The sequence below is a fragment of the Pseudomonas sp. BB438 genome, assembly GCF_057180225.1.
In genome coordinates, this window is the sequence record NZ_CM170001.1 from 4,136,871 (window position 1) to 4,158,512 (window position 21,642).

21 protein-coding genes are annotated in these 21,642 nt (G+C 67.6%); 11 read left to right on the forward strand and 10 right to left on the reverse strand.

All coding sequences use genetic code 11. The features are described 5' to 3' along the window. Nucleotides 1-2: 2 nt before the first annotated feature. From AC1ZV1_RS18870 to AC1ZV1_RS18895, 6 genes are all read right to left on the reverse strand, one after another. Nucleotides 3-1,064, reverse strand: coding sequence for a WD40/YVTN/BNR-like repeat-containing protein (locus AC1ZV1_RS18870; RefSeq protein ID WP_484293083.1), 1,062 nt, complete (start codon nt 1,062-1,064; stop codon nt 3-5). A 103-nt stretch (nt 1,065-1,167) separates the two neighbouring features. Beyond that, nucleotides 1,168-2,535, reverse strand: a complete 1,368-nt coding sequence (locus tag AC1ZV1_RS18875; RefSeq protein ID WP_484293084.1) for a DUF1329 domain-containing protein — start codon at nt 2,533-2,535, stop codon at nt 1,168-1,170. 14 nt (nt 2,536-2,549) lie between these two features. Beyond that, on the reverse strand, nt 2,550-4,220 hold the full coding sequence (locus AC1ZV1_RS18880; protein WP_484293085.1) for a DUF1302 domain-containing protein: 1,671 nt from the start codon (nt 4,218-4,220) through the stop codon (nt 2,550-2,552). 100 nt (nt 4,221-4,320) lie between these two features. After that, nucleotides 4,321-5,445, reverse strand: a complete 1,125-nt coding sequence (locus tag AC1ZV1_RS18885; RefSeq protein ID WP_484293086.1) for an FAD-dependent oxidoreductase — start codon at nt 5,443-5,445, stop codon at nt 4,321-4,323. Between the two features lie 140 nt (nt 5,446-5,585). After that, on the reverse strand, nt 5,586-5,933 hold the full coding sequence (locus AC1ZV1_RS18890) for a Rieske (2Fe-2S) protein (RefSeq protein WP_484293087.1): 348 nt from the start codon (nt 5,931-5,933) through the stop codon (nt 5,586-5,588). A gap of 3 nt (nt 5,934-5,936) precedes the next feature. Then, complete coding sequence (locus tag AC1ZV1_RS18895) at nt 5,937-6,878, reverse strand: VOC family protein (protein WP_484293088.1); 942 nt, start codon at nt 6,876-6,878, stop codon at nt 5,937-5,939. Between the two features lie 281 nt (nt 6,879-7,159). Here AC1ZV1_RS18895 and AC1ZV1_RS18900 point away from each other — a divergent pair, with 281 nt between their 5' ends. Continuing rightward, nucleotides 7,160-8,098 (forward strand): LysR family transcriptional regulator, encoded by a 939-nt coding sequence (locus tag AC1ZV1_RS18900; RefSeq protein WP_484293089.1) that lies wholly within the window; start codon nt 7,160-7,162, stop codon nt 8,096-8,098. Between the two features lie 181 nt (nt 8,099-8,279). After that, nucleotides 8,280-9,437 carry an alpha/beta hydrolase family protein gene (locus tag AC1ZV1_RS18905; RefSeq protein WP_484293090.1) on the forward strand — a complete coding sequence of 386 codons (1,158 nt, stop codon included), beginning with the start codon at nt 8,280-8,282 and terminating at the stop codon, nt 9,435-9,437. Nucleotides 9,438-9,819: 382 nt separating this feature from the next. Here the strand turns inward: AC1ZV1_RS18905 and AC1ZV1_RS18910 are convergent, their stop codons facing one another. Next, nucleotides 9,820-10,200, reverse strand: a complete 381-nt coding sequence (locus tag AC1ZV1_RS18910; protein ID WP_484293091.1) for a nuclear transport factor 2 family protein — start codon at nt 10,198-10,200, stop codon at nt 9,820-9,822. Between the two features lie 262 nt (nt 10,201-10,462). Here AC1ZV1_RS18910 and AC1ZV1_RS18915 point away from each other — a divergent pair, with 262 nt between their 5' ends. Together AC1ZV1_RS18915 and AC1ZV1_RS18920 are read left to right on the forward strand one after the other, a co-directional pair. Beyond that, a complete protein-coding gene (locus tag AC1ZV1_RS18915; RefSeq protein WP_484293092.1) occupies nt 10,463-11,806 on the forward strand; it encodes a metal-dependent hydrolase family protein in 1,344 nt (447 codons plus the stop codon). Nucleotides 11,807-11,808: 2 nt separating this feature from the next. Further along, nucleotides 11,809-12,252, forward strand: a complete 444-nt coding sequence (locus tag AC1ZV1_RS18920) for a GlcG/HbpS family heme-binding protein (RefSeq protein WP_484293093.1) — start codon at nt 11,809-11,811, stop codon at nt 12,250-12,252. On the opposite strand, the gene AC1ZV1_RS18925 is transcribed toward AC1ZV1_RS18920, so the two are convergent. Together AC1ZV1_RS18925 and AC1ZV1_RS18930 are read right to left on the reverse strand one after the other, a co-directional pair. Next, a complete protein-coding gene (locus AC1ZV1_RS18925; protein ID WP_484293094.1) occupies nt 12,243-13,190 on the reverse strand; it encodes a LysR family transcriptional regulator in 948 nt (315 codons plus the stop codon). The two genes, AC1ZV1_RS18920 and AC1ZV1_RS18925, sit on opposite strands and share 10 nt — an antisense overlap. Nucleotides 13,191-13,279: 89 nt before the next feature. Then, complete coding sequence (locus AC1ZV1_RS18930; protein WP_484293095.1) at nt 13,280-15,205, reverse strand: LTA synthase family protein; 1,926 nt, start codon at nt 15,203-15,205, stop codon at nt 13,280-13,282. Nucleotides 15,206-15,484: 279 nt separating this feature from the next. Between AC1ZV1_RS18930 and AC1ZV1_RS18935 the strand changes: the two genes are divergently transcribed. The 7 genes from AC1ZV1_RS18935 (at nt 15,485) to AC1ZV1_RS18965 (ending at nt 20,610) form a co-directional block, all read left to right on the forward strand. Beyond that, nucleotides 15,485-16,144, forward strand: coding sequence for a hypothetical protein (locus AC1ZV1_RS18935; protein WP_484293096.1), 660 nt, complete (start codon nt 15,485-15,487; stop codon nt 16,142-16,144). 96 nt (nt 16,145-16,240) lie between these two features. Then, entirely contained in the window at nt 16,241-16,651 is a 411-nt protein-coding gene (locus AC1ZV1_RS18940) for a hypothetical protein (protein ID WP_484293097.1), read from the forward strand. Between the two features lie 30 nt (nt 16,652-16,681). Next, complete coding sequence (locus AC1ZV1_RS18945; protein WP_484293098.1) at nt 16,682-17,026, forward strand: VOC family protein; 345 nt, start codon at nt 16,682-16,684, stop codon at nt 17,024-17,026. 115 nt (nt 17,027-17,141) lie between these two features. After that, nucleotides 17,142-18,116 (forward strand): quinone oxidoreductase family protein, encoded by a 975-nt coding sequence (locus AC1ZV1_RS18950; protein WP_484293099.1) that lies wholly within the window; start codon nt 17,142-17,144, stop codon nt 18,114-18,116. 49 nt (nt 18,117-18,165) lie between these two features. Next, entirely contained in the window at nt 18,166-19,104 is a 939-nt protein-coding gene (locus AC1ZV1_RS18955) for a LysR family transcriptional regulator (protein ID WP_484293100.1), read from the forward strand. Nucleotides 19,105-19,228: 124 nt separating this feature from the next. Beyond that, nucleotides 19,229-19,972 carry an SDR family oxidoreductase gene (locus tag AC1ZV1_RS18960; RefSeq protein WP_484293101.1) on the forward strand — a complete coding sequence of 248 codons (744 nt, stop codon included), beginning with the start codon at nt 19,229-19,231 and terminating at the stop codon, nt 19,970-19,972. Continuing rightward, the gene (locus AC1ZV1_RS18965; RefSeq protein ID WP_484293102.1) at nt 19,969-20,610 is read left to right on the forward strand and encodes a cupin domain-containing protein; all 642 of its coding nucleotides are present in this window, start codon (nt 19,969-19,971) and stop codon (nt 20,608-20,610) included. Before AC1ZV1_RS18960 ends, AC1ZV1_RS18965 begins: the two co-directional genes overlap by 4 nt. Here AC1ZV1_RS18965 and gcvA read toward each other — a convergent pair. Further along, nucleotides 20,599-21,531, reverse strand: a complete 933-nt coding sequence (gcvA, locus tag AC1ZV1_RS18970) for a transcriptional regulator GcvA (protein WP_484293103.1) — start codon at nt 21,529-21,531, stop codon at nt 20,599-20,601. The two genes, AC1ZV1_RS18965 and gcvA, sit on opposite strands and share 12 nt — an antisense overlap. Nucleotides 21,532-21,642: the final 111 nt, after the last annotated feature.

Genomic DNA, 21,642 nt, shown 5'->3' on the forward strand with positions numbered 1-21,642 from the left:
GCTCAGTCCGCGCGAAGGGGTTGGGAAGAAGGCGCCAGGCGGCGCACACCGGCCATGCCGACGGCGACGATGGCGCCGTCGGCGGCGGTGATGGCGGCCGTCAGCGGCAGGCCGTCGGACACCGGCACGGGCTGCGCGACGAAATGCTCCAGGCTGCTGCGCAGCAGCATCCCGGCCTGGTTGGCGAGCAGCAGTTGGCCGTCGGCGACGCGGATGCCGTTGAGCGATGCGGGAATCGGATTGGCCAGCGGCTGGAAGCTCTCACCGGCATCGTCGGAGACGAACAGGGTGCCACGCAGGCCACCCACCAGCAGGCGTCCACCGGGCAGCACGGCGGCGGCGAAGTAGCTGCCGTCGTAGGGGCTTGGCAGGACATCGAAGTGGGCGCCGTCATCGCGCGAACGCAGCAGCAGGCCCTGTTCGCCGGCGACGTACAGGTCACTGCCGGCGCGGGCCAGGGCGTACAGGTGAAGACCACGCCGGTTCGGCAGCCGGCCCATCTCGGACTGCCAGCTGCGACCACCGTCGGCAGTGCTCAGCGCCAGGCCGTAAGCGCCGACCACCAGGCCGTGATGGGCATCGGCGAAGCTCAGCGCCAGCAGCGGTTTGTCGGCGCCGTCGGCCACCAGCCGTTGCGCAGCGGCGACGCGCGCAGCGTCTCCGGAAGCCTCGGCGGCCTGCTGCTCCAGGGCAGCGCCACGCTTGCCGTCGAGTTGCAGGGTCCAGTGCTCGCCGCCGTCCGAGCTGTGCAGCACCACGCCAGCATGGCCGATGGCCCAGCCACTCTGCGCATCGATGAACTGTACGGCAGTCAGGCCGGCGCTCACCGGCACCGCCGTGGCCTGGCGCCAGGTCGTGCCGTTGTCGTCGGAGAGCAGCACCACGCCACGCTCCCCCACTGCCACCAGACGCTCGCCAGCGCGGGCCACATCCTGCAGCACCGCGCGCAGGGCCTGCGGGCCATGCACGGCGGGCTGCGCCAGGACATCCACGCTGCCACCGGCAAACGCCGCGGGCACCGCGCAACAGGCTGCCAGCAGCCAGGCGGAGAGACTCTTCTTCATCGCACGCAACCTTTCTTTTTTCTTGTAATCGGTACAACGGTTTCGCTAGGGAGCTCCCTGTAGCTGGGCGAAGCCCGAGACGTCGGGCCCGCCCCGCGGACGATCAGCGCACGCCCTCACCCGCCATGGCGTCGGCGGTGAATACCGAGTCCTTGTAGGGCGGCACGATGCGGTACTGCTCGTTCTTGCCAGCGAACAGGTCACCGGCGAACCAGGCCCCGGAGAGCAAGTCGTAGAAGCCGTTGGTGAGGGTCACCACGCCGGGCAGGTCGGGCATCACCACCGGCGAGGTCCAGACCACCTTGGCCAGCTGGTTGCGGGCGTCGTAGCGCTCGCCGAGCACGGCGGCCCAGGTGTCTTCGTCGAGGTAGTAGGTGCTTTTCGGCATCACGTGGCGCTGGCCGTCCTTCAGGGTCGCTTCCACCACCCACACGCGGTGCAGCTCCCAGCGGATGGCGTCGGACTTCAGGTGGTGTGCATCGAGCATCGACTCGGCGCTGGCGGCGGTGAAGACCTTGTTGGCGTTGTAGGGGATGTACATCTCCTTCTTGCCCACCAGCTTCCAGTCGAAGCGATCGACCCGGCCGTTGAACACGTAAAGCTCGTCGAAACTCATGACCCCGGCGGTGGCCGGTGTCGGGGTGTCGCAACAAGCGTTGGGCAACCGGCGCACGCGTCGCTGGCCGGGCAGGTAGGTCCACACGGCAGCCTTGTCGGCGTTGAGGTTCTCCAGGCCGGTGATGGCCTCGCCGGCACGCAGCGGCGGGCCATCGTTGATCATGCGGATGGACCAGAACACACCCTTCTCGCCGCTGCCACCGGGCAGGTACCAGGGCATCTGGAAATCACCGCGCGAGTCGTTGGTCAGCACGTGCTTGCCGTCGGCGGTGGTCAGGTACTGGTTGAAGCTGGCGTGCCAGGAGGCGCCGCGCCAGCGCAGCAGGTGGTTCCACATGGCCTCCACGCCGTTGGCCGGAATCGGGAACGGAATGCCCCCGGCCGCGCCTTCGGGCATCGGCCCGGCAGGGCCGTCTACCAGCTTGCCGCTGGTGGCGTTGGCGAAGGTGGCGTCGTACACCGACTGCGGCGCGGCGGCGCTGCGGTGGGTCGGGTAGACCTCCAGGCGGTAGCTGTCCGGGTACTTCTTCAGCATCGCCTGGATACCGGGAGTCAGCTTGTCAGCGTACTGCGCCATGTTCTGCGCGGTGATGGTCAGCTGCGGCTTCTCGCTGGCGAAGGGATCGCCGCGTTTGCCGCCGTCCTGGTAGGCCGGGTCGACCTGGGTGTAGCCGCCGGTCCAGGCCGGGATGCTGCCGTCGGCATTGCCGGCGCGCTCGCCGCCCAGCGGGGTCAGTGTAGTTTTCAGCTTGCCCGCCTCTTCGGCGGACACAGCGCCGAAGGCGCCATGGGCAAACAGCAGGGAGGCACTCAAGGCGGTGAGCAGGGAAACGACTTTCTTGTTGTGTTTCATCGGGCAGTCCTCGGTCAGAAGGTGCGGCTGACGGTGAAGGCGATGAAGTCGCGGTCTTTCAGCGACTGTTCGAAGGTGTAGTGGTTGTCGGCGTCGAGGAAGGTGTTCTCCGGGCCGTAGTAGTGCGTGTAGGTCAGGCCCAGGCTCCAGGTGTTGAGGTAGTTGCCCTTCAGGCCGATGTTCAGGTCGCCGCCGTGGTCGGTGCCGAAGCCGGTGCCAAGCGCCTCGGAGGCGCCGTTGGTGTAGCTCGCACCGATGGGCAACGAAAGGTCGAGGCCGGGGTAGATCTGCCGGTACATGGGCTCGAACACCAGGCGCAGGCTGGTGGCGTCGCGGTCTGCGTTGGGGTCGACCGCATCGGCGTTCTGGCTCACGCTCATCACCCGGTTCCAGGCGATCTCGCCGAGGAAGCTCGACTCGGCGGCGACGAAGTTCGGCTCCAGGCTCGCCAGCCAGGAGAAGTTGGCGTGCAGCGTGCGGCCGGTGGCGTAGACCGGGTCGTCGTCGTTGTCGATTGCCTCGCCCGGCGCCAGGGCGTGCTGGCTGGTGGAGGCCAACGGCTGGTTCCAGCGGGTGGACAGCTCACCCGCCACGTTGAAGTTGCCCAGGGTGGTGGAGAAGCTCGCCCCCAGCGCCTCAATGCCTTCGGGATAGACCCAGTAGTACTCGCCGGCCTTGCCGGTCAACGGGTTGAGGTTGGCGAAGTCCGGGCGCACGTTGAGCTGCGGGCTCTTGTCGTGGAAGCGGATGGCGTAGACGCCCCAGTCCACCGTCTCGCTGCGCCAGCGCAGCTGCAGGCCGCCCTGCCCCGAATCCTTGGCCTCCTTGTCGTTGCCGCGGTAGAAGGCCAGCGGCTGGCCGCCGGGCATCACCGGTGTGCCGACGAACATGCGCTCGCCGCCGTCGCCGAAGAAGTCGTCGTTGGAGAAGTAACTGCCGGCAGCGGGCAGGCGGTTGGCTTCCCACTCGAACTGGTAATAGGCGCCCAGGGACACGTCCGGGGTCAGCTGCAGCTGGCCGGAGACCTGCTGCACCGGGCGGATCAGTTCCTTGAACTGGGTGTTGGGCACCGACAGGCCCTTGACCACGTCGATCGGTGCCATGCCGCCGGCGATGCCGTTCATGCCGTAGAACAGGCTCTCGCCCCACTGCATGGCGTAGCGACCCAGGCGGCCGGACACCGGCATCTCGCCAATCTCGGTCTTGCCGAAGACAAAGGCATCCAGCAGTTCGCCCTTGCGCCCGTGCAGGTTGCGGGTGTCGTCGGTGAACTCGTCGTAGTCCACCGAGTAGCTGTTGGCGCGGCTGGGATCGTTGTTGTCGGTGCCGCGGTTGTAGACGTCGTCATACCAGGCCGCGCCGCTGACCCGGGCGCCAACGTTGCCGTAGGTGATGTCCAGCTCGGAGAGCAGGTCCAGGCGGTTGGAGATCAGGCCCTTGTCGAAGTTGCGGTCACCGTCGTCGAGGTTCAGCGCGGTCTGGCCTTCGGTGAGCTTGCTGCTCGGGTCCTGGGTGCGCCAGGCGGCGCTGTACTTCAGCGTATTGTCCCAGCGCGCCCGAAGGTCTGGGTTGCCGGTGTCGAATTCGAAGGCCTGGGCGTGGCTGGCAGCCAGCGCGAGGATCGCCAGGGTAATGGGTTTGAGCGGCGGCAGTGGCCGCGCGGTTGCACGCGTGCGAGTCAACATCGGGGTTTCCTCTTTCTTGTTCTTGTGCGTCGGTGTTGGCGGTTGTGGGTGACCTGGGTCACGGCGCGCCATCAAGGCAGGACGCGCCGGGCGCGATCGATCAGATGGGGCGCGCGGTGACCTCCAGCATCTGCTTGACCAGGCCGATACGGTCGAAGGACGGGTCGCGCTGGATTTCCTTTTCGCCGGCCAGCAGGGACATCTCGCTGATGAACTTGCAGCGTTCGAAGCGGCGGCCCATGAAGCGCTGCAGCTGGTCCTCCAGCTCGCCGCCGGCGGTGAGCTCCTCGGCCAGCACCACGGCATCCTCGATGGCCATGCCGGCGCCCTGCCCCAGGTGCGGCGTGGTCGCGTGGGCGGCGTCGCCGATCAGCAGCACGCGGCCGCGGTACCAGGGCTCGTCGACGAACACGGCTTCGAGTGGCTTGTAGACGACCTCGGCACTGTCACCGATCTGCTCGCGCAGCTCGCCGATCAGCCCGCCGAAGCCGGCCAGGCGCTGGCGCAGGCCGTCGGCCAGGCTGGCCGGGTCCATCCAGGGATTGCCCGGCTCATGGGACGTGGTGAAGAGGTACATCAGGTCGTCGGCCAGCGGCACCAGCCCGGCGTTGCCCGACGGCCCCTGGTAGTTGGCCAGGTGATCGATGCCGGCCGTGCGCGGGAAGTTGTGGCGCCACACCGACTGCCCGGTGAAGCACGGCTGGTAGCGGTCGCTGAAGAGCAGGCCACGCACCTTGGAGAACAGGCCGTCGGCGCCCACCACCAGCGAGTAGCGGCCCTGGCCGCCATCGCTGAACAGCACGTCGACGCCGCTGGCGTCCTGCTCAAGGCTTTCCACCGAGGTGCCCAGGCGCACCTGGGTGCCCAGCTCGATGGCGGTCTCGCTCAGCACCTTGTGCAGGGCGCGACGGGAGATGCCGACGTTGGCCGGGTACTGCGGGCCGGCCAGGCGCTGGCCGGGAATGCGCGCCAGTTGCTCGCCCTGCGTGGTGTAGATGGCCACATCCTCGAAGGCGTAGGCGGCGTCCAGGTAGGCGTCGAGCAGACCGAGGCGATGCATCTCGCGCACCACGTTGCTCTGCTGGATGATGCCGACGCCGTAGACCGTCCACTCGGTCTTCAGCTCGACCAGATCGACCGCGACGCCCTTGCGGCGCAGGGCGATGGCGGCGCACAGCCCACCAATCCCGCCGCCCACGATCAGCACATTGCTCACAGTATTCATGGCATCTCTCACGTCTTGTTCTTGTTGTCCGCCCCGCTCTGCGCGGCGGCCGTTCTGCGTGCCCGGGGCACAGCTTCCCGGCGGGGCCGGGCTTTGACTAATCGAGTCCGCGGATGCGACCTATCGCGCGGCGCGATACCTCAGGCGTCCAGTTGCGCCAGCGGCAATAGCAGCCAACCGTCCGCCTCGCGGTGTTGCAGCGCCGGCAAAACTTCCCCGCGACAGGGGCCGTGCACGCAGGTGCCGTCCTCCGGGCGGAAGCGCGCGCCGTGGGCGTAGCAGATGACCCACTGGCCATCGGCGCTGAGGAAGCGGTCCTTGCGGTACTCCAGCGGCACCGACAGATGCGGGCAGCGATTGCCATACACGCGCACCTGACCCTGGTGACGGAGAGCGAACAGGCTGTCCGCTCCCCTGTCCTGCGGGTCGAAGCCGCGCGACTGCCCCTCGCCCAGCTCATCGAGCCGGCACAGCGCCACGCAATCCACGGCTCAGCCCTGCTTGGGCGGCGGGCCGCTGGGCGCCCATTTCTCCCGCGAGGTGAAGAGGAACAGCTGCGAGTTGTCCGCCGACATCGGCGCCTGGCGTGCGGCCCAGGCGTCGTCGTGCTTGTCCATGTCGGCGTCGTACTCGATGTGGCAGCCCAGCGGGCTGTTGAAGTACCAGAACCAGTTGGAGCCCAGCAGGTGGCGGCCTGGCCCCCAGAAGCTGGTCCAGCCCTTCTGCTGGAATCGCGTACCGGCCAGCAGCACTTCGGTGCCGCTGCCCATATGGAAGGTGAAGTGCTCGCAGCCCTGCATGTGCGGCGGGGTCTGGATCATGAAGAGGCAGTGGTGGTCGTCCATGCCGGCGCTGCGCATGAACGGGCCGACGCCGACGAAGCTGTCGGTGGTGACGAAGCCCAGGCGGTCGCGGTAGAAGGCTTCGCCCTTGGCCGCGTCGGGCACGAAATAGACGACATGGGACAGGCTGCGCGGCTGCGCCGGCATGTCCGGGGTAATGCCCAGCTGGTTGAGCGGGCGCTGCGGCGCGCTGCCGGGGGCGTTGGTCAGGTCGGCCGGCGCCTCGAAGGCGCGGCGCCAGGAAACCTGGAAGGCGATGGCGAAGCCCAGGTCGTCGACGCTGTGCAGCGCGCCGTTCTCATCTCGGCGCACCTCACGGTCACGCCCCAGCTCGTCGGCGATGGCCTCCAGGTCCGCGGTCGATGCCACGCCGTAAATGGTTTCGCGCAGCGACGGGGTTGGCCCGAGTGCCGGCGGCAGGCTCGGATCATCGCCGCGACGGATGATGATCGCGGTGCCGTCCAGCGCCTCGAACCGGCCTCCGTCGGCATCCACTTGGGCGGCCGTGAGGCCGTAGTCACGCAGGCAATCGGCACAGGCCTGGATATCGTCGACGCCGAATACCAGCGCGTCGAGTCCAAGAATGTTCATGGCTACCACTCCATTGAAATTATGTTCGGCGCCGGGCAGGGGGTCGCCGGTGGTGGGTCGCCGCGGCTCGTTGGCCGCTCGACTGGAGCGCAGGTTGATGGCTCGCCCGGCGGGCTGACCAATCGCGTGTAGGGATGCGAGGCATCGGCAATCGCGATACCTGCCTGGCGGCCCGAATCGCGGGGCGTTAGCCGCACAGAGGAGGCAGAGTGCTATTGACGTATCGGGAATGCAGCGGGAAGGTATCGCGAAAATAACTACAAGAACCGTGAGCCATCGCCATGCGTTTTCACCACCTGGACCTGAATCTGCTGGTGGCGCTGGATGTACTGCTCGAAGAGCAGAACATCACCCGCGCCGCCGAACGCCTGCACATGACCCAGTCGGCCACCAGCGGCGTGCTGGGGCGCCTGCGCACCTTCTTCGAGGACGAACTGCTGGTGCAGGTCGGGCGCAAGATGCAGCCCACGCCATACGCCCTGGAGCTGGCCACCCCGGTGCGCGAGGTGCTGCTGACCATCCGCTCCTCGATCACCGCCAAACCGGTGTTCGACCCCTCCACCAGCAAGCGCCACTTCCGCCTGGTGACCTCGGACTACCTGATCAGCGTGCTGTTCGCCCAGGTGATCCAGAAAATCCACCAGGAGGCGCCGCACATCACCTTCGAGATGGTCAGCCCCGGCGACAACAGCGCCGAGCTGCTGATGCGCGGCGAGGTGGACATGATGATCGTGCCCGAGCGCTACATCATCGACGGCCACCCGGCGCAGCTGCTGTTCGAGGAGGGCCACGTCTGCGTGGTCTGGCGCGACAACCCCGCGGTCGGCGACTCCCTGACCCTGGAGCAGTACATGCAGATGGGCCACATCTCGGTCGGCTTCGGGCGCAACCGGCACCTGAGCATCGAGGACTGGTTCATGAACCAGTACGGCTTCAACCGCCGCCTGGAAGTGATCACCAACGACTTCAACACCCTGCCGCAACTGCTGGTCGGCACCCAGCGCGTGGCGACCATGCATCGGCGTCTGGCCGAGCTGTACGCGCGCTACCTGCCGCTGCGCATCCTGCCGCCGCCGGTGAAGATCCCGGTAATGCGCGAATTCATGCTCTGGCACCGCAGCATGGAAGGCGACCCCATGCACCGCTGGTTGCGCGAGCGCATCCGCGCGTTCATCCAGAGCGTCGACCAGCAGCCAGACGCCCTACGCGCCAGCGCCTGACGCCAGTTATCGCCCCGGCCGCCGCAACGGCGCCGGGGCATCGCATTTCACGATACCTCGCATCCCCACTCGCGATTGGCCCCGCCCCTTCCCGCCTGCGTACCTTGCCGTCGAACCGCGCCCTGCGTGCCTGCCGCTGTTTCCGGGCGCCGGACTCAACGACCGCAGAAGGATAAGAAGAATGTTCCGTTACTTCCCCACCAATTACGTCTGGAATCTCTCGGTGGACCTGGCCATCGAGATGGGCGCCCGCCTGGGCGAGATCGAGGAGATGTGCGCTCCGCTGCAGGAGGCCGCCAAGCAGCCCGACGCCGCCGGCACCCGGGCCTTCCGCGAAACCTGGTCGACAATGGCCGACAAGCTCTGCGCCCTGGCCGAGGAAGATGAAGCCGCCGGCCGACGCCTCTCCGCCGGCGAGAAGTACAACCGGGCCGCCACCTACTACCTCACCTGCGAACGCCTGCAGGCCCACGGTGCGCCGGGCCGCGAGGCGCTGTACCAGCGTTTCCTGGAAACCTTCGCCCGCGGTATCGACCTGTCGAAGGAAAACTGCGAGCGCGTGGAGATTCCCTATGAAGGCAAGCACCTCTCCGGCCTGCTGGTCCGCGCCGACGGTGTGGACGGCCCGGCGCCGCTGCTGGTGCAGGTCAACGGCCTGGATTCGACCAAGGAAATGAAGTACCGCGTCGGCCTGCCGGCCTGGCTGGCCAGGCGTGGCGTGTCCTCGCTGATCATCGACCAGCCCGGCACCGGCGAGGCACTGCGCCTGCACGGCCTGACCGCACGCTACGACAGCGAACACTGGGCCAGCCGCGTGGTGGACTGGCTGGAAACCCACCCGGAAGTCGATCCCAGGCGCATCGGCCTGGAGGGTGTCTCCCTGGGCGGTTACTACTGCCCGCGGGCGGTGGCCTTCGAGCCACGCTTCGCCTGCGGCGTGGTCTGGGGCGCCAACCACGACTGGCGCGACGTGCAGAAGCGCCGCCTGGAAAAGGAAGGCAACTTCCCGGTGCCGCACTACTGGGCGCACGTGCAATGGGTCTGGGGCGCGAAGGACATGGACGAGTTCATGGCGATCGCCGAGAACGTGCACCTGGATGGCGTGCTGGACCGCATCCGCGTGCCCTTCCTGGTCACCCACGGCGAGAAGGATTCGCAGATTCCGCTCAAGTGGGCGCACCGCACCTACGAGCAACTGGTGAACAGTCCCCGGCGCGAGCTGAAGATCTTCACCGAGCGCGAAGGTGGCGTGCAGCATTCGAGCTTCGACAACAGCATCAACGCCGGCCACTACATCGCCGACTGGATCGCCGAAACCCTCGGCGGCCACACCGCCTGACCTCCCTTGCGCCGGTCGTCCGGCGCTGCTCCTGCGGGGTGTCGGCCCCGCCCTCCACGGCGCCCCTCGGCGCCGTTTTTCCTGCTGCACAGTCCCCCCTGCAGGAGCGCCCCATGGGCGCGATCGCGGGCATGGCCCGCTCCTGCGGTTGTCGCCGAAGCTGCCCTGTAGGAGCTGGCCATGCCTGCGACGATCCTGGCACCGAACCAGCGCGGACGCAGTCCGCCTTCGCCCCACGCCACCCAGGCCATAGGCGTAGGAGCGGACTCCATCCGCGATTGCTGACCGGCAGCAGCGGCCCAAGTAAAGCATTCGAGCGCTTCCGGGCGCGGACCCTGTCCGCGGATCGCGGGCATGGCCCGCTCCTACAGGGAATGCCGGGTCAGGCTGGCGTGCGTGTACCGTGGAACGACGCGATGCGCCAGCCTCTCTCGCCCTTCACCCAGAGCTGCGAGGCGAAGCCCTCGGCGCGCACCGGCTCGCCGCCGCCACGTTTCTGCAGCAGGTTGCACTGCGGGCCACTCATCAGCGCCAGGCCATCGCCGAACAGACGGACCGCCAGCTCGCCGCGCTCCACTGCCAGGTAGCGCACGGCGTGGCGGGCATAGTCCAGGTACTGCGTCTTGTCCTGTACCAGCCCGGTGGTATGCACATACAGCAGCTCATCGGCGAACAGTTCGTCCAGCCGCGCGTGGTCTTCCTCGACCAGGGCGCGCTGGCGTTCGGCTTCCAGATTCAACAACAGATCACGAATAGCCTTCATGGGAGTTTCCCTTGGTGGTTGATGGGCGGGCGCATCCTCGCCTTCGCCACGGCCGCAGGAAAAATCGCCGATCGCCATGCCAGGCATCGCCACTCCCGATACCCGGCCGGCGAGGCCTCTCCGTCCTCTGCATCCCATGCACCACGTGGCCTCCGCCAGGTATCGACGGCGTCGATGGGCGCCCATCGACAGCATCTGATGGTGCCAGCCACCACGCCCGCCCTAGCCTGCCGGCAAACAACACGACGAGGAGAGTCCGTCCATGGGCGCCCTGCACCTGCACTGCTCCACCCTGTTCGATGGCACCGGCCTGGAGGCCCGCCAACAGCAGACGCTGATCATCGAGAACGGCGTGATCCGCCACGTCGGCCCCACCGCCGAAGCGCCGCGGCCGGCAGCGGGTGATCGCGAAGTCCGCGGCGATTTCGTCATGCCCGGCCTGGTGGACGTGCACACCCACCTGGCCTTCGGCAATGCCCAGAGCGAGGAAGACATCGATATCTGGACCAGCGACGAATTCCGCGCCCTGCGGGGCCTGTTCTTCGCCCAGCACGTGCTCGCCGCGGGCGTCACCTCCATGGTCTGCCCCGGCGACAGCGGCCAGCTCAGCATCGCCGTGCGCAACACGGTCAACGCCGGGCTCTTCGAAGGCCCGCGCATAGCCGCCAGCAGCCGCGTGATCACCAACCGGCAGAGCCTCAACGACTGGTTCCCCAGCCGCGTCGGTGCCCCGGAGTACTTCACTGCCGCACTGGTCACCAGCCGTACCGAGGCCATCGCGGAAATCCGCAAGCAGGCCAAGGATGGCGTCGACCTGATCAAGATCGCCATGGACGGCACGCACCGTCGCCCCAATGGCGAGATCATCGCCGCCTTCACCGCCGACGAAACCCGCGAGATGGTCGAGGAAGCCCATCGCCTGGGTTGTCGCGTGGCCACCCACGCCTACGGCCGCGAGGCGGTGATGTACGCGGCCAAGGCCGGTGTCGACCTGGTCTTCCACGCCTTCTACATGGACGACGCCTGCATCGAGGCGCTGCTCGACGCCGGCAGCGTGCTCGCCCCGACCATGACCTTCCCGCAGAACACCGTGGACTTCTGTCAGCCCCACGACCCGGCTATCGCCACCGGCTACGCCGGCTATTGCGCACGGACGCTGGAACTGGGCACCCCGGTGCTCAAGCGCGCCAAGGCCGCCGGCATTCCCTTCGCCTGTGGCAGCGACAGCGGGTTCGCCGTGACGCCCTATGGCGAATGGCACGCCCGCGAACTGGAGCTGCTGGTGCGCCGGCTGGACTTCACGCCCGCCGAAGCGCTCTATGCCGCCACCCATGTCGGCTCGCGCCTGATGCCTCGCGGCGAAACCCTGGGCACCCTGGAACCGGGCAAGCAGGCCGACCTGCTGATCCTCGACGGCTCGCCGCTGGAAGACATCCGCATCCTTCAGGACCGCAACCGCCTGCAGGCCGTGTACAAGGCCGGCGAGCCGGTACGCCTGCAACGCACCGCCTACAACCCCAAGCAGGTGTCGGACTTCAACTCGCTGAAATGGACCGATCTCTATACCCGCGACCGAGTCGCCCAGTTGGGCAAATGGAGCCAGTGAACATGACTACCCTCGACGTCGAACTGGCCGCGCGCCTGGCCGCTACCACCCTGCGACACGCCCGCGCCGAGGGCGTGCGACCGCTGGCGGCCGCCGTGCTGGATGCCGCCGGACATCCGCTGGCGGTACTGCGCGATGAGCAGGCCAGCTTCCTCCGCCCGCAGATCGCTACCGGCAAGGCACGCGGTTGCCTGGGCATGGGCTTCGGCGGCCGCGAACTGGCGCGCCGCGCCCAGGCCATGCCGGCATTCTTCGATGCGATCAACAGCCTCACCGGCGGCGAAGTGATCCCGGTGGCCGGCGGCATACTCCTGCGCGATGGTGAAGGCCGACTGCTGGGCGCCATCGGCGTCAGCGGCGATACCTCGGACAACGATGAGCGCTGCGCCCTGCTGGCCATCGCCGAACTCGGCCTGTACGGCGAGACGGGCGAGACTCAATCCTGATCGAGTAGCGCGGCCCGATCGAGGACGGCGGCCTGCTCCGTCAGCACCTGCCGGAGCCAGGCCAGCGCCGGGTCGAACGCCTGCTGTGGATGCCACTGCAACACCTGCGCCGCCGCCGGGAACTCGATGGGCGCCGGCAACACGCGCAGCGGATAACGCCGCGCCAGCGCTTCGGCCTGGCGGCGGAACAGCGTTGCGATCCGTGGCGTGCCGACGACGAATTCGGCCATCAGGGAGAAACTCTGCACCGCCACCGCAACGCGCCGCTCGATGCCGATCTCCCGCAAATGCTGGGTATCCAGGGAGAGGTTCTGGCCATCGGTGAACTCGCGCACCACGTGCTCGGCCGCGCAATAGTCGCCAAGGCTTGGCGAATCATCGTGCGCCGAATGAGACGCGCAGACGATGCAGCAGAGCTGGTCGCTGAGCAGCGCCCCATGGGGATAGCGCGGATTGATGCGACGCTGCGGCACGATCACCAGGTCGCTGCGCCGGTACTCCAGCGCCTCGGCCACCACATCGCCATCGCGCGGCAACGGCAGGTCGCGCAGCACCAGCGAGACACCGGGAGCCTGGCGCGCCAGTTCACGGCTGACAGCCGGCAGCAACGTCGCCGCGACATAGTCCGAGGCCACCAGCGTGAAGCACCGGTCGCAGCCGGCGGGATCGAAGGCGACAGCGGTTTCCACCACTTCCCCGGCCAGGCTCAGCACCTCGCGCACCTTGGGCGCCAGCTGGCGTGCCAGGGCGGTCAGCTCAAGCCCTCGCCCCAGCGGCACCAGCAGCGGGTCCTGGAAATGTTCGCGCAGGCGGCCCAGCGCGGCGCTGGTCGCCGACTGGCCGAGATTGAGGCGCTGCGCCGCCCGGCTGACGCTGCACTCTTCGAGCAGCACATCCAGGGCGACCAGCAGGTTGAGGTCCAGACGTCGGTAGCGCATGGGCGACTTATACCCAAGCGCCGAGCACGGACGTGGCGTATTTCGCGCTGGCAGGTATCGCGTCGCGCGATACCTGCCGGGCCCGGGGCTTACTTCGCCGCCGGTTTCCAGTCGAGCAGGTGATGGGTGAAGCCGTAGCTCGCCGACTGGTAGTAGCTGATCGCACGCGCCACCAGCGGGTCGTCTGCCGTCGCCGTGACTTCCGTGCTCTCACCCAGCGCCTGGTTGTGCCGGCGCAGCTCGCCACGCGGACTGAGGATCGCCAGGTCCTGGCCGTCGAACAGGCCCAGGTGCTGGTAGTTACCGATCACCACCCGCGGCGGCAGGGTGTTCGGCGCCATCAGGTTGCGGCCGTAGAAGGTCGAGGTGTAGCTCAGGTTGAGGATCGACAGCAGGCTCGGCGCCAGGTCCAGCTGGCTGGCCAGCTCCGCGCGCTCCCCGGTCGGCAGCAGCTTGGGCGCGTAGATGAACAGCGGGATCTGGTAGTTCGCCACCGGCAGGTCTTCCTTGCCGGCACTGCCCGCCGTGTGGTCGGCGACGAACACGAACAGCGTGTTGTCGAACCAGGGCTTGCCCTTGGCCTCCTTGAGGAACTGGCCGATCGCGTAGTCGGTGTACTTCACCGCGCCTTCACGCCCCTTGCCCGAGGGAATGTCGATGCGACCGTTCGGGTAGGTGTACGGGCGGTGGTTCGAGGTGGTCATCAGTTGCAGCAGGAACGGCTGCTGGCGCGCATGGTCTTCATCCGCCAGCTTGATGGCCTGGGCGTAGAGGTCTTCGTCGCTCATGCCCCAGGCGTTCTTGAAGTGAATATCCGACTCCTGGACGCTGGACTGGTCGACGATGCGGTAGCCGTTGCCACCGAAGAAGGCATTCATGTTGTCGAAGTAGCCGCGGCCGCCATACAGGAACACGGCGTCATAGCCGACGTTCTTCAATTGCTGGCCGAGGCTGGCGAAACCACTCTCGCGGCCGACGCGCTTGACGATGGAGCGGCCGGGCGTTGGCGGGATCGACAGGGTGATGGCTTCCAGGCCACGGTCGGTGCGGGTCCCGGTGGCGTAGAAGTTGTTGAAGTAGAGGCTGTTGCGGCGCAGTTCGTCCAGGTTCGGCGTGAGGTCGCGCTCATCGCCGTTACTGCCCAGGTACTTGGCGCTCAGGCTCTCGATGGTGACCAGCACGATGTTGTAGCGCTTGGGCGCGCCGTCGCTGGTGATGGTGCGGCGGATGTCCATCGGCTCGGTGCCGGTGAAGCGCGCGTTGGGCTCGGTCAGTTCCGCGCGAATCTGCCGGGTCACCTGCTGCGCCGGGAGGGTGGCGTAGAACTGCGGGTAGTCCAGCTCATTGTTACGGAAGGCGGCGAAGAACTGGTACGGCCCGTTGCTCGCCAGTTCGCGGGCGTAGGTGTTGCCGCCCTGGCCGCGCGGGGAATCCTGATCCACCAGGAAGCCGGCCAGCAGCGCCAGCACCACCAGGCCGACGCAGCCCAGCAGACGGCGCGGCAAGGAAGGCACGTCGGCGTCGCGCAGACGGCCCAGCACCTTGAACACCGCCAGGGTCACGCCCAGCGAAACCAGTGCCAGGATGCTCAGCAGCAAGCCGATCGGATAGGACTCGAGGATGTTGTTCAGCACCTCGTCCGAATACACCAGGTAGTCGACCGCGATGAAGTTGAAGCGCACGCCGAACTCATCCCAGAACAGCCACTCGGCCACCGCCGTGAAGAGCATCACGTAGACACTGACGAACAGCCCGGCTGTCAGCACCCACCGCCACGACGCCGCGCGCCACAGCCGTGCGGGCATCAGCAGCAGGATCACCCCCATCGGCAACAGGGCATAGACGAGGAAGCTCAGGTCATAGAGCAGGCCGATGAAGAAGAGCGTCACATGGCCCGCGCCCACTTCGGGCAAATGGCCAACCAGAAGGACCAATCGGGTGAGGAAGAAGACGATCAGCCAGAGCAAGGCAACCAGCGCCAGGAAGCGCATCGGGGCCGAGCGGAAAAGTTGCATGGGGTGTCCCTTGTAGTAATCCGTATTTGGGCGAGGCAACGCAGGAGAACGCAGCGGCCGGCACTCGGCCGAGACTCTATTCGGTGAAAGGAAAAAAAATTGTCAAAAGCGCGGAGCAGATCGCTGAATTTCACCGCTGCTGCTAGCAGAAACCGGTGACGCCGGCGCCCAACGTTCGCATAGCGTCGTCGCCGAGCTTCACGACGTCTTTTTCACACGCCCTTGACGAGTCCTTGATCGCGTAACTCGACAATGACGGTAACTGACGAGTCCGCTCCCATGAACGACCCACAACGCCTGTTCGCCTCTGCTTCCCATCGCGACCACGATGCCCATGCCGGCAGCTCGTTTGGCAGCGCCATGCGCCAGCGGATTCGCCAGTGGCGGGAAAAACGTCTGCTGCGCCTCGCGCTGCGCACGGCCGAGGAGCCGATCCTGATGCTGGAGGTCTCGCAGTCGCCCGGCGCCGCCTGGCCGGTACTGCTGGAGCACAGCAACCGCATCATCGTGACGACCTGCCCGTCCCTCGATTCGCTGGCCGAGGCCCATCGCAAGCTGCCCGAGGCCATGAAGCGACGCATCCGTGACCTTCCCGCCCCTCAGGAACACGCCGAACTGCGCAAGGGCTCGGTCGATTGCCTGCTGCTTCCGGAAATCCCGCGCAGCGCCTGCAACCGACAGAACATCCGGCTGCTGAACCAGTGGATCCCGGTGACCCGCGACAGCGTGATTCTCTTCGCCCGCGTGGATCATTCGAGCACGTCCCTGCCCGCCCCAGACACCTGCCCCTGCGGCTCCGACCCGCATCCTGGCGGTCCAGACTTCGCCAGCTCCCGCGCCCTGGAGCGCGAGTTCCAGCGCCTGGGCTTCTCCCAGATCCACCACTACAACGCCATTCCCGGCATGGACGGCATCCGGGTCTACATCCTGCGCAAGTGACGCCCGGCCCGCTCGCGGGCTGGACGCGGCGCCTTCGATAACGCTGGCTATACTGCTGCATCGCCATCACCCACCTGATTCAGGGGGACCCTGACTGTGCGGAACGGTACGGCCCTGCGCGCGCTCCCCTGGTTCGCCGTGTCGCTGCTGCTGGGCAGCCTTGGCGGCTGGCTCATCGGCGATGTACTGGGACTCAACGGTAAACAGTGGTTCGTCGAACCGGAAATCACCTTCGAGATTCTGGTGGCCCTCAGCGGCATCTGCTGCGGCGCGCTACTGGCCTACGCCAGCGAACGGGGCTTGGCGTGGCGGTTGATCGGGGTTGTCGCCGGTGCCTGTTTCATCGTGGCGATCCTGGCGTATTGCCGGCACAGCCTGGGCGTACCTTCCCCGGACATGAACCTGCTCGCCTATGCCCGGCAGTTCTTCCTGCGAACCTTCGGCATCTGGCTCTCGCCGGTGTTCGGCGCGGCGCTGGTCACATTGCTACGGGTGATACTGCGCTGATCGCGGCCTCACCCCCCGTCCGGAGCTCCCATGCCGCTGACCCCGCTGCTGCGCTGCCATGACCTGAACCTCACCCGCGAGCACTACCGCGGTGTGCTCGGCTTCATCGTAAGCGACTCCGCCGATGGAACCCTCACCGTCCGGCTGCAGGACTGCCGCCTGCTGTTCACCGCCCAGGATCTCTGGGACCGCGACGTGGGCTGCTCCGGCACCCTCTACCTGCAACTGACCGACGTCGCGCACTACTTCGACACCGTGAAGGACCGGGCGCAGATCGCCTGGCCTCTGCAGCACATGCCCTATGGCTCGCGGGAGTTCGGCATTCGCGACTGCAACGGCTATCACCTCGCATTCGCCGAGTTGGCCACCACCTGAGCAGGCATTCACGATTGCTGCACAAGGTGCAGCTATGTACTGCGCCCTGCCCATCTGGTGCAAAAGAGCGACGTCCCTAGACTGGTGAGCACCATCACCTGTCAGGGACACCCACATGATTACCCGCATCACGTTCGCAGCCTTCGGCGGCCCCGAAGTACTCCAGCCCGAGCAGGCCCCGGCACAGCGACCCGGCCCCGGCTGCGTGTGGCTGGAGCAGGCCGCCATCGGCGTCAACCCACTGGACCTGAGCCAACGCTTCGGTGCGGCGAAGGTGCCGCTGCCCTCCTCGCTGGGCCTGGAAGGCGCCGGTACGGTGGCAGCTATCGGCGAAGGCGTCAGCCACGTGCAGGTCGGCGACCGCGTCGCCTACGCCACCGGGCCCCTCGGCGCTTATGCCAGCGCGCGCCTCTACCCGGCGGAGCGCCTGGTGAAGCTGCCGGACTCGGTCAGCTTCGAGGCGGCCGCCGCCGTGCTGTTCAAGGGCATCACCGCGCACTACCTGCTCAAGACCACCTACCCGGTCGGGCCCGGCTCCCGCGTGCTGATCTACGGCGCCGCCGGCGCACTGGGCCAACTCATGGTGCCCTGGGCCAGGCACCTGGGCGCCACTGTCATCGGCGTGGTGTCGAAACCGCAGAGCGTCGAACGCGCCCGCGCCGCCGGTTGCAATGAAGTTCTGGTGTTCGATGCCGCGACACTGGCCGATCAGGTGCACGAGATCACCGGCGGGCAAAAGGTCGACGTGGTCTACGACCCTATCGGCCGCGCCTCCTTCGACGCCTCGCTGGATTGCCTGCGTCCCCGCGGCCTGCTGGTGAGCTTCGGCATGGCCTCCGGTGCACCGCCGGCGGTGGAACTCGCCACGCTCAACGCCAAGGGCTCGCTGTACCTCACCCGCCCCTCGCTCGCCGCGCATACCGCCACGACGGCGGAATACCAGGAGCGCGCGAAGGACGTCCTGCAAGCCGTCGCGGACGGTATCATCCAGCCTCGCGTGTGGCGTCGCTACCCGCTGGCGGATGTCGTCCGCGCCCACGCCGACCTGCAGGAAGGCCGCTCCGAAGGGGCCATCGTGCTAACCCCTTGATCTGCGCCACGCACCGCCGCGTGGACGGATTTGCCGAATTGGGAACCCTATGGATCTGTTCGATAGTCGCCAGGCCGACGAACTCGCCACCCTCCTGGCGCTGGCCGAGCACGGCTCCTTCGCCGCCGCTGGCCGCGCCCTGCAGCGTCACCCATCGGTGCTGTCGAAGCGGCTCGGCGCGCTGGAGCAACGCCTGGGCGTCAGGCTGGTGGAAAGGACCACACGGCACCTGCGCTTCACCGACGAGGGCCTGCGCCTGGTGGAACGCCTGCGCCAGGCCGCGAGCCTGATCGCCGAGGCCCAGGATGAAGCCACCCGCAGCGCGGCCCAGGTTCAGGGCCGCCTGAAGGTTGCCGTTCCGGCGGCCATGGGCCGCCTGTGGCTGAGCCCGATCCTCTCGCGCTTCGTGCTCGAGCACCCGCAGGTGACGCTGGAGGTGGAGTACTCGGAGCGCTTCGTCGACATCGTCGCCGAAGGCTTCGACGCCGCCATCCGTATCGGTGAGCTCGCCGACAGCCGCCTCGTGGCTCGGCGGCTCTGCGACCTGCGCCGCATCCTCTGCGCGGCGCCCGGCTACCTCGAACACTACGGCGCGCCGCGCAACCCCGCGGAGCTTGCCCACCACAACTGCCTGGGCTTCACCGGCCTGCACTCCTGGCCGGACTGGAAGCTGGCCAACGGCAGCCGGCAGCACGCCGTCCGGGTCAGCGGCAACCTGCATAGCAACGACAACGAAGCCCTGCTCTCGGCGGCGCGCCTGGGTGTGGGCATCCTCGCCGGCGGTGAATGGCTGATGAAGCACGACCTCGACGCCGGCCGCCTGGTGCGAGTCTTGCCGGACTGGCAGCTGGATGCCGCCGCCGGCATCTATTTCGTGCGCCCTTCGGCGCGCTACAGCTCAGCCACCGGCACAGCGTTCAAGGCGTGGATCGAGCAGCAATTCGCGGCCGGCGCGCCCTGGGCGAGTGAGCCGGACACCCTGGCCTAGTCCGCACGGCAAAGCTTTTCTATGCCGGGCGCGAAGATTTCATCGGTCGCGACCTGGCCCGCCCCTGTCGATCATGGCTCCTGCACCGGACTCGCGCCGGTTTCCCACTCGACAGGAGATTTCCATGCTCACCGGCAAGACAGCCCTCATCACCGGCGGTAGTTCCGGTATCGGCCTGGCCACGGCCCGCCTGTTCCTCGACAACGGCGCCCGCGTCGCCATCACCGGCCGCGATAGCGCACGACTGGACGCCGCCCGCGAGGAACTCGGGCCCGACCTGCTCACGCTGGCCTGCGACGTGCGATCGCGTGCGCAACTGCAGCACATGGCCAGCGAGGTCCGAGAAACCTTCGGTGGCCTGGACATCCTCTTCGCCAATGCCGGCGTCGCCTACGCGACGCCCCTGGCGAGCACCACCGAGGCGCTGTACGACGGCCTGATGGACATCAACGTAAAGGGCCTGTTCTTCTCCGTGCAGGCCGTCGAGCCGATTCTGCGCAACGGCGGCTCGATCATTCTCAATACCTCCTGGCTCAACCAGGTGGGTGCGCCCGGCCGCGCCTTGCTGTCGGCATCCAAGGCGGCGGTGCGCTCGCTGGCCCGCACGCTGTCGGCGGAGCTGCTGGAGCGGCATATCCGGGTCAACGCGGTCAGCCCCGGCGCCATCGACACACCGATCCACCGCAGTCCGGGGCAGACCGAGGAGGACTTCCGCGCCTATGCCGAGCGCGTCGGCCGCCAGGCGCCGATCGGACGCATGGGGCGTCCCGAGGAAGTCGCCGCCGCGGTACTGTTCCTCGCCAGCGACGCCTCCAGCTACATGCTGGGCGCGGAGATCGTCGTCGATGGAGGCAGGGCCGAACTGTGATCCCCGAACGCCTCCACGATGACCTGTCGCAACGGGCGATCCGCCACGGTGCCGCCCTGCCCTGGATCGCCTCCCCGCAGCCCGGTGTGGCGCGGCTACCGCTGTATCGCGTGGGCGGCGAGCGTGCCCGCGCCACCAGCCTGGTGCGTTACGCACCGGGCAGCCGCTTCACCGCCCACGGCCATCCCGGCGGCGAGGAATTCCTCGTGCTGCAAGGGACCTTCGAGGACGAGCACGGCCGTTACCCAGCCGGCACCTATGTGCGCAACCCGCCCGGCAGCCGGCACGCGCCGGGCTCGGCCGAGGGCTGTGTGATCTTCGTCCGCCTGCGCCAATTCCCCGACCACGACCGCGAACGGGTGGTCGTGCCGGCACTGCCAGGGAATGGCCAGCCGCTGTTCGCAAGTGACGATGAACGGGTCTGGCTGCAGGCCATCGAACCCGGCGGGCACTGGCGACACGCCAATCCGCGCGGGCTGGAAGTGCTGGTCCTGCAGGGCTGGATGACGCTCAGCGAGCTGCGGTTGCACCCCCTGAGCTGGATGCGCCTGCCACCGGGAATGGGCCTGACCGGCGTGGCGGGCACGCGGGGCGCCCGCCTGTGGATCAAGGACGCGGCGCCCGACCTAGGCTTCTGACGCCAACGCCCCGGCTTCACCGAGCACCCAGTCGCGGAATGCCCGCACCTTGGGCAGTTCGCCGCACTCCGGGCGATAGACCACGTAATAGGCCTGGGTCAGCGGGCAATCCAGGCCCTTGTCGGCGAAGGGGCGGATCAGCCGCCCCGCTGCCAGGTCGTCGCGCACCATCACGCTGCGCGCCAGCGCCAGTCCCTGCCCCTCCATCGCCGCCTGCAACACCGCCGCCGAGTTGTTGATACGCAGGCCGTGGTTCGCCTTGATCAGCGGGTAGCCCGACGCATCCAGCCACATGCGCCAGGTCGGGTAGTCCGGCTCGTTGGCCATCGACAGGTCATGGATCAGCGTGCAGCCCTGCAGCGCCTCGGCGGAGAGCGTGCCGCCCTTGAGCGGTGCGAAGTCCGGCGAACACACCGGGAACATCACCTCTTCCATCAGCCGCACTGCCGTCAACCCCGGCCATCGGCCGCCGCCGTAGCGCACGCCGACATCGATCCGCTCGGCCTGGAAATCCACCGAACGCGCATTGGTGTCCAGCAGCACGTCCAGGTCCGGATAGGCCTGCTGGAAGCGTTCGATGCGCGGCAACAGCCACTTGGCGGCAAAAGCCGGGCTGACGGTGATAGTCAGCCCGGCATGCACGCCGGCGTCCTTCAGCCGCGCCAGGCCCACCGTCAACCGTTCGAAGCCTTCGCGAATATCCGGCAACGCCGCGCGCGCCGCATCGGTCAGCACCAGACGCGCGCTGCCGCTGCTGGCGCGGGCGAACAGGGCGATGCCCAGCCACGACTCGAGATTGCGCACCTGCTGGCCGACCGCGGCCGGGGTGACGTTCAGCTCCGCCGCCGCAGCAGAAAAGCTCTGGTGCCGCGCCGCTGCATCGAAGGCGCGCAGTGCATTCAGGTAGGCCGGTGTTGTCATGGATAGTTTTTCTATTCCGCCAGCGAAGATCTTCTGCGTTGTTGCGGCCTCCGCCCGGTTCGACAATGCGCACCAGGCCGGAGCCAGTTGGAGCCTGAAAGATAGCAGATA

Excerpts from the sequence above, each read along its gene's own strand:
- AC1ZV1_RS18915 (WP_484293092.1), top strand. The coding sequence starts at position 10,463 with ATGGGCGCCCTGCACCTGCACTGCTCCACCCTGTTCGATGGCACCGGC.
- AC1ZV1_RS18930 (WP_484293095.1), bottom strand. The coding sequence starts at position 15,205 with ATGCAACTTTTCCGCTCGGCCCCGATGCGCTTCCTGGCGCTGGTTGCC.
- AC1ZV1_RS18945 (WP_484293098.1), top strand. The coding sequence starts at position 16,682 with ATGCCGCTGACCCCGCTGCTGCGCTGCCATGACCTGAACCTCACCCGC.
- AC1ZV1_RS18875 (WP_484293084.1), bottom strand. The coding sequence starts at position 2,535 with ATGAAACACAACAAGAAAGTCGTTTCCCTGCTCACCGCCTTGAGTGCC.
- AC1ZV1_RS18925 (WP_484293094.1), bottom strand. The coding sequence starts at position 13,190 with ATGCGCTACCGACGTCTGGACCTCAACCTGCTGGTCGCCCTGGATGTG.
- AC1ZV1_RS18905 (WP_484293090.1), top strand. The coding sequence starts at position 8,280 with ATGTTCCGTTACTTCCCCACCAATTACGTCTGGAATCTCTCGGTGGAC.
- AC1ZV1_RS18870 (WP_484293083.1), bottom strand. The coding sequence starts at position 1,064 with ATGAAGAAGAGTCTCTCCGCCTGGCTGCTGGCAGCCTGTTGCGCGGTG.
- AC1ZV1_RS18950 (WP_484293099.1), top strand. The coding sequence starts at position 17,142 with ATGATTACCCGCATCACGTTCGCAGCCTTCGGCGGCCCCGAAGTACTC.
- AC1ZV1_RS18935 (WP_484293096.1), top strand. The coding sequence starts at position 15,485 with ATGAACGACCCACAACGCCTGTTCGCCTCTGCTTCCCATCGCGACCAC.
- AC1ZV1_RS18895 (WP_484293088.1), bottom strand. The coding sequence starts at position 6,878 with ATGAACATTCTTGGACTCGACGCGCTGGTATTCGGCGTCGACGATATC.
- AC1ZV1_RS18885 (WP_484293086.1), bottom strand. The coding sequence starts at position 5,445 with ATGAATACTGTGAGCAATGTGCTGATCGTGGGCGGCGGGATTGGTGGG.
- AC1ZV1_RS18880 (WP_484293085.1), bottom strand. The coding sequence starts at position 4,220 with ATGTTGACTCGCACGCGTGCAACCGCGCGGCCACTGCCGCCGCTCAAA.
- AC1ZV1_RS18910 (WP_484293091.1), bottom strand. The coding sequence starts at position 10,200 with ATGAAGGCTATTCGTGATCTGTTGTTGAATCTGGAAGCCGAACGCCAG.
- AC1ZV1_RS18955 (WP_484293100.1), top strand. The coding sequence starts at position 18,166 with ATGGATCTGTTCGATAGTCGCCAGGCCGACGAACTCGCCACCCTCCTG.
- AC1ZV1_RS18920 (WP_484293093.1), top strand. The coding sequence starts at position 11,809 with ATGACTACCCTCGACGTCGAACTGGCCGCGCGCCTGGCCGCTACCACC.
- AC1ZV1_RS18900 (WP_484293089.1), top strand. The coding sequence starts at position 7,160 with ATGCGTTTTCACCACCTGGACCTGAATCTGCTGGTGGCGCTGGATGTA.
- AC1ZV1_RS18960 (WP_484293101.1), top strand. The coding sequence starts at position 19,229 with ATGCTCACCGGCAAGACAGCCCTCATCACCGGCGGTAGTTCCGGTATC.
- gcvA (WP_484293103.1), bottom strand. The coding sequence starts at position 21,531 with ATGACAACACCGGCCTACCTGAATGCACTGCGCGCCTTCGATGCAGCG.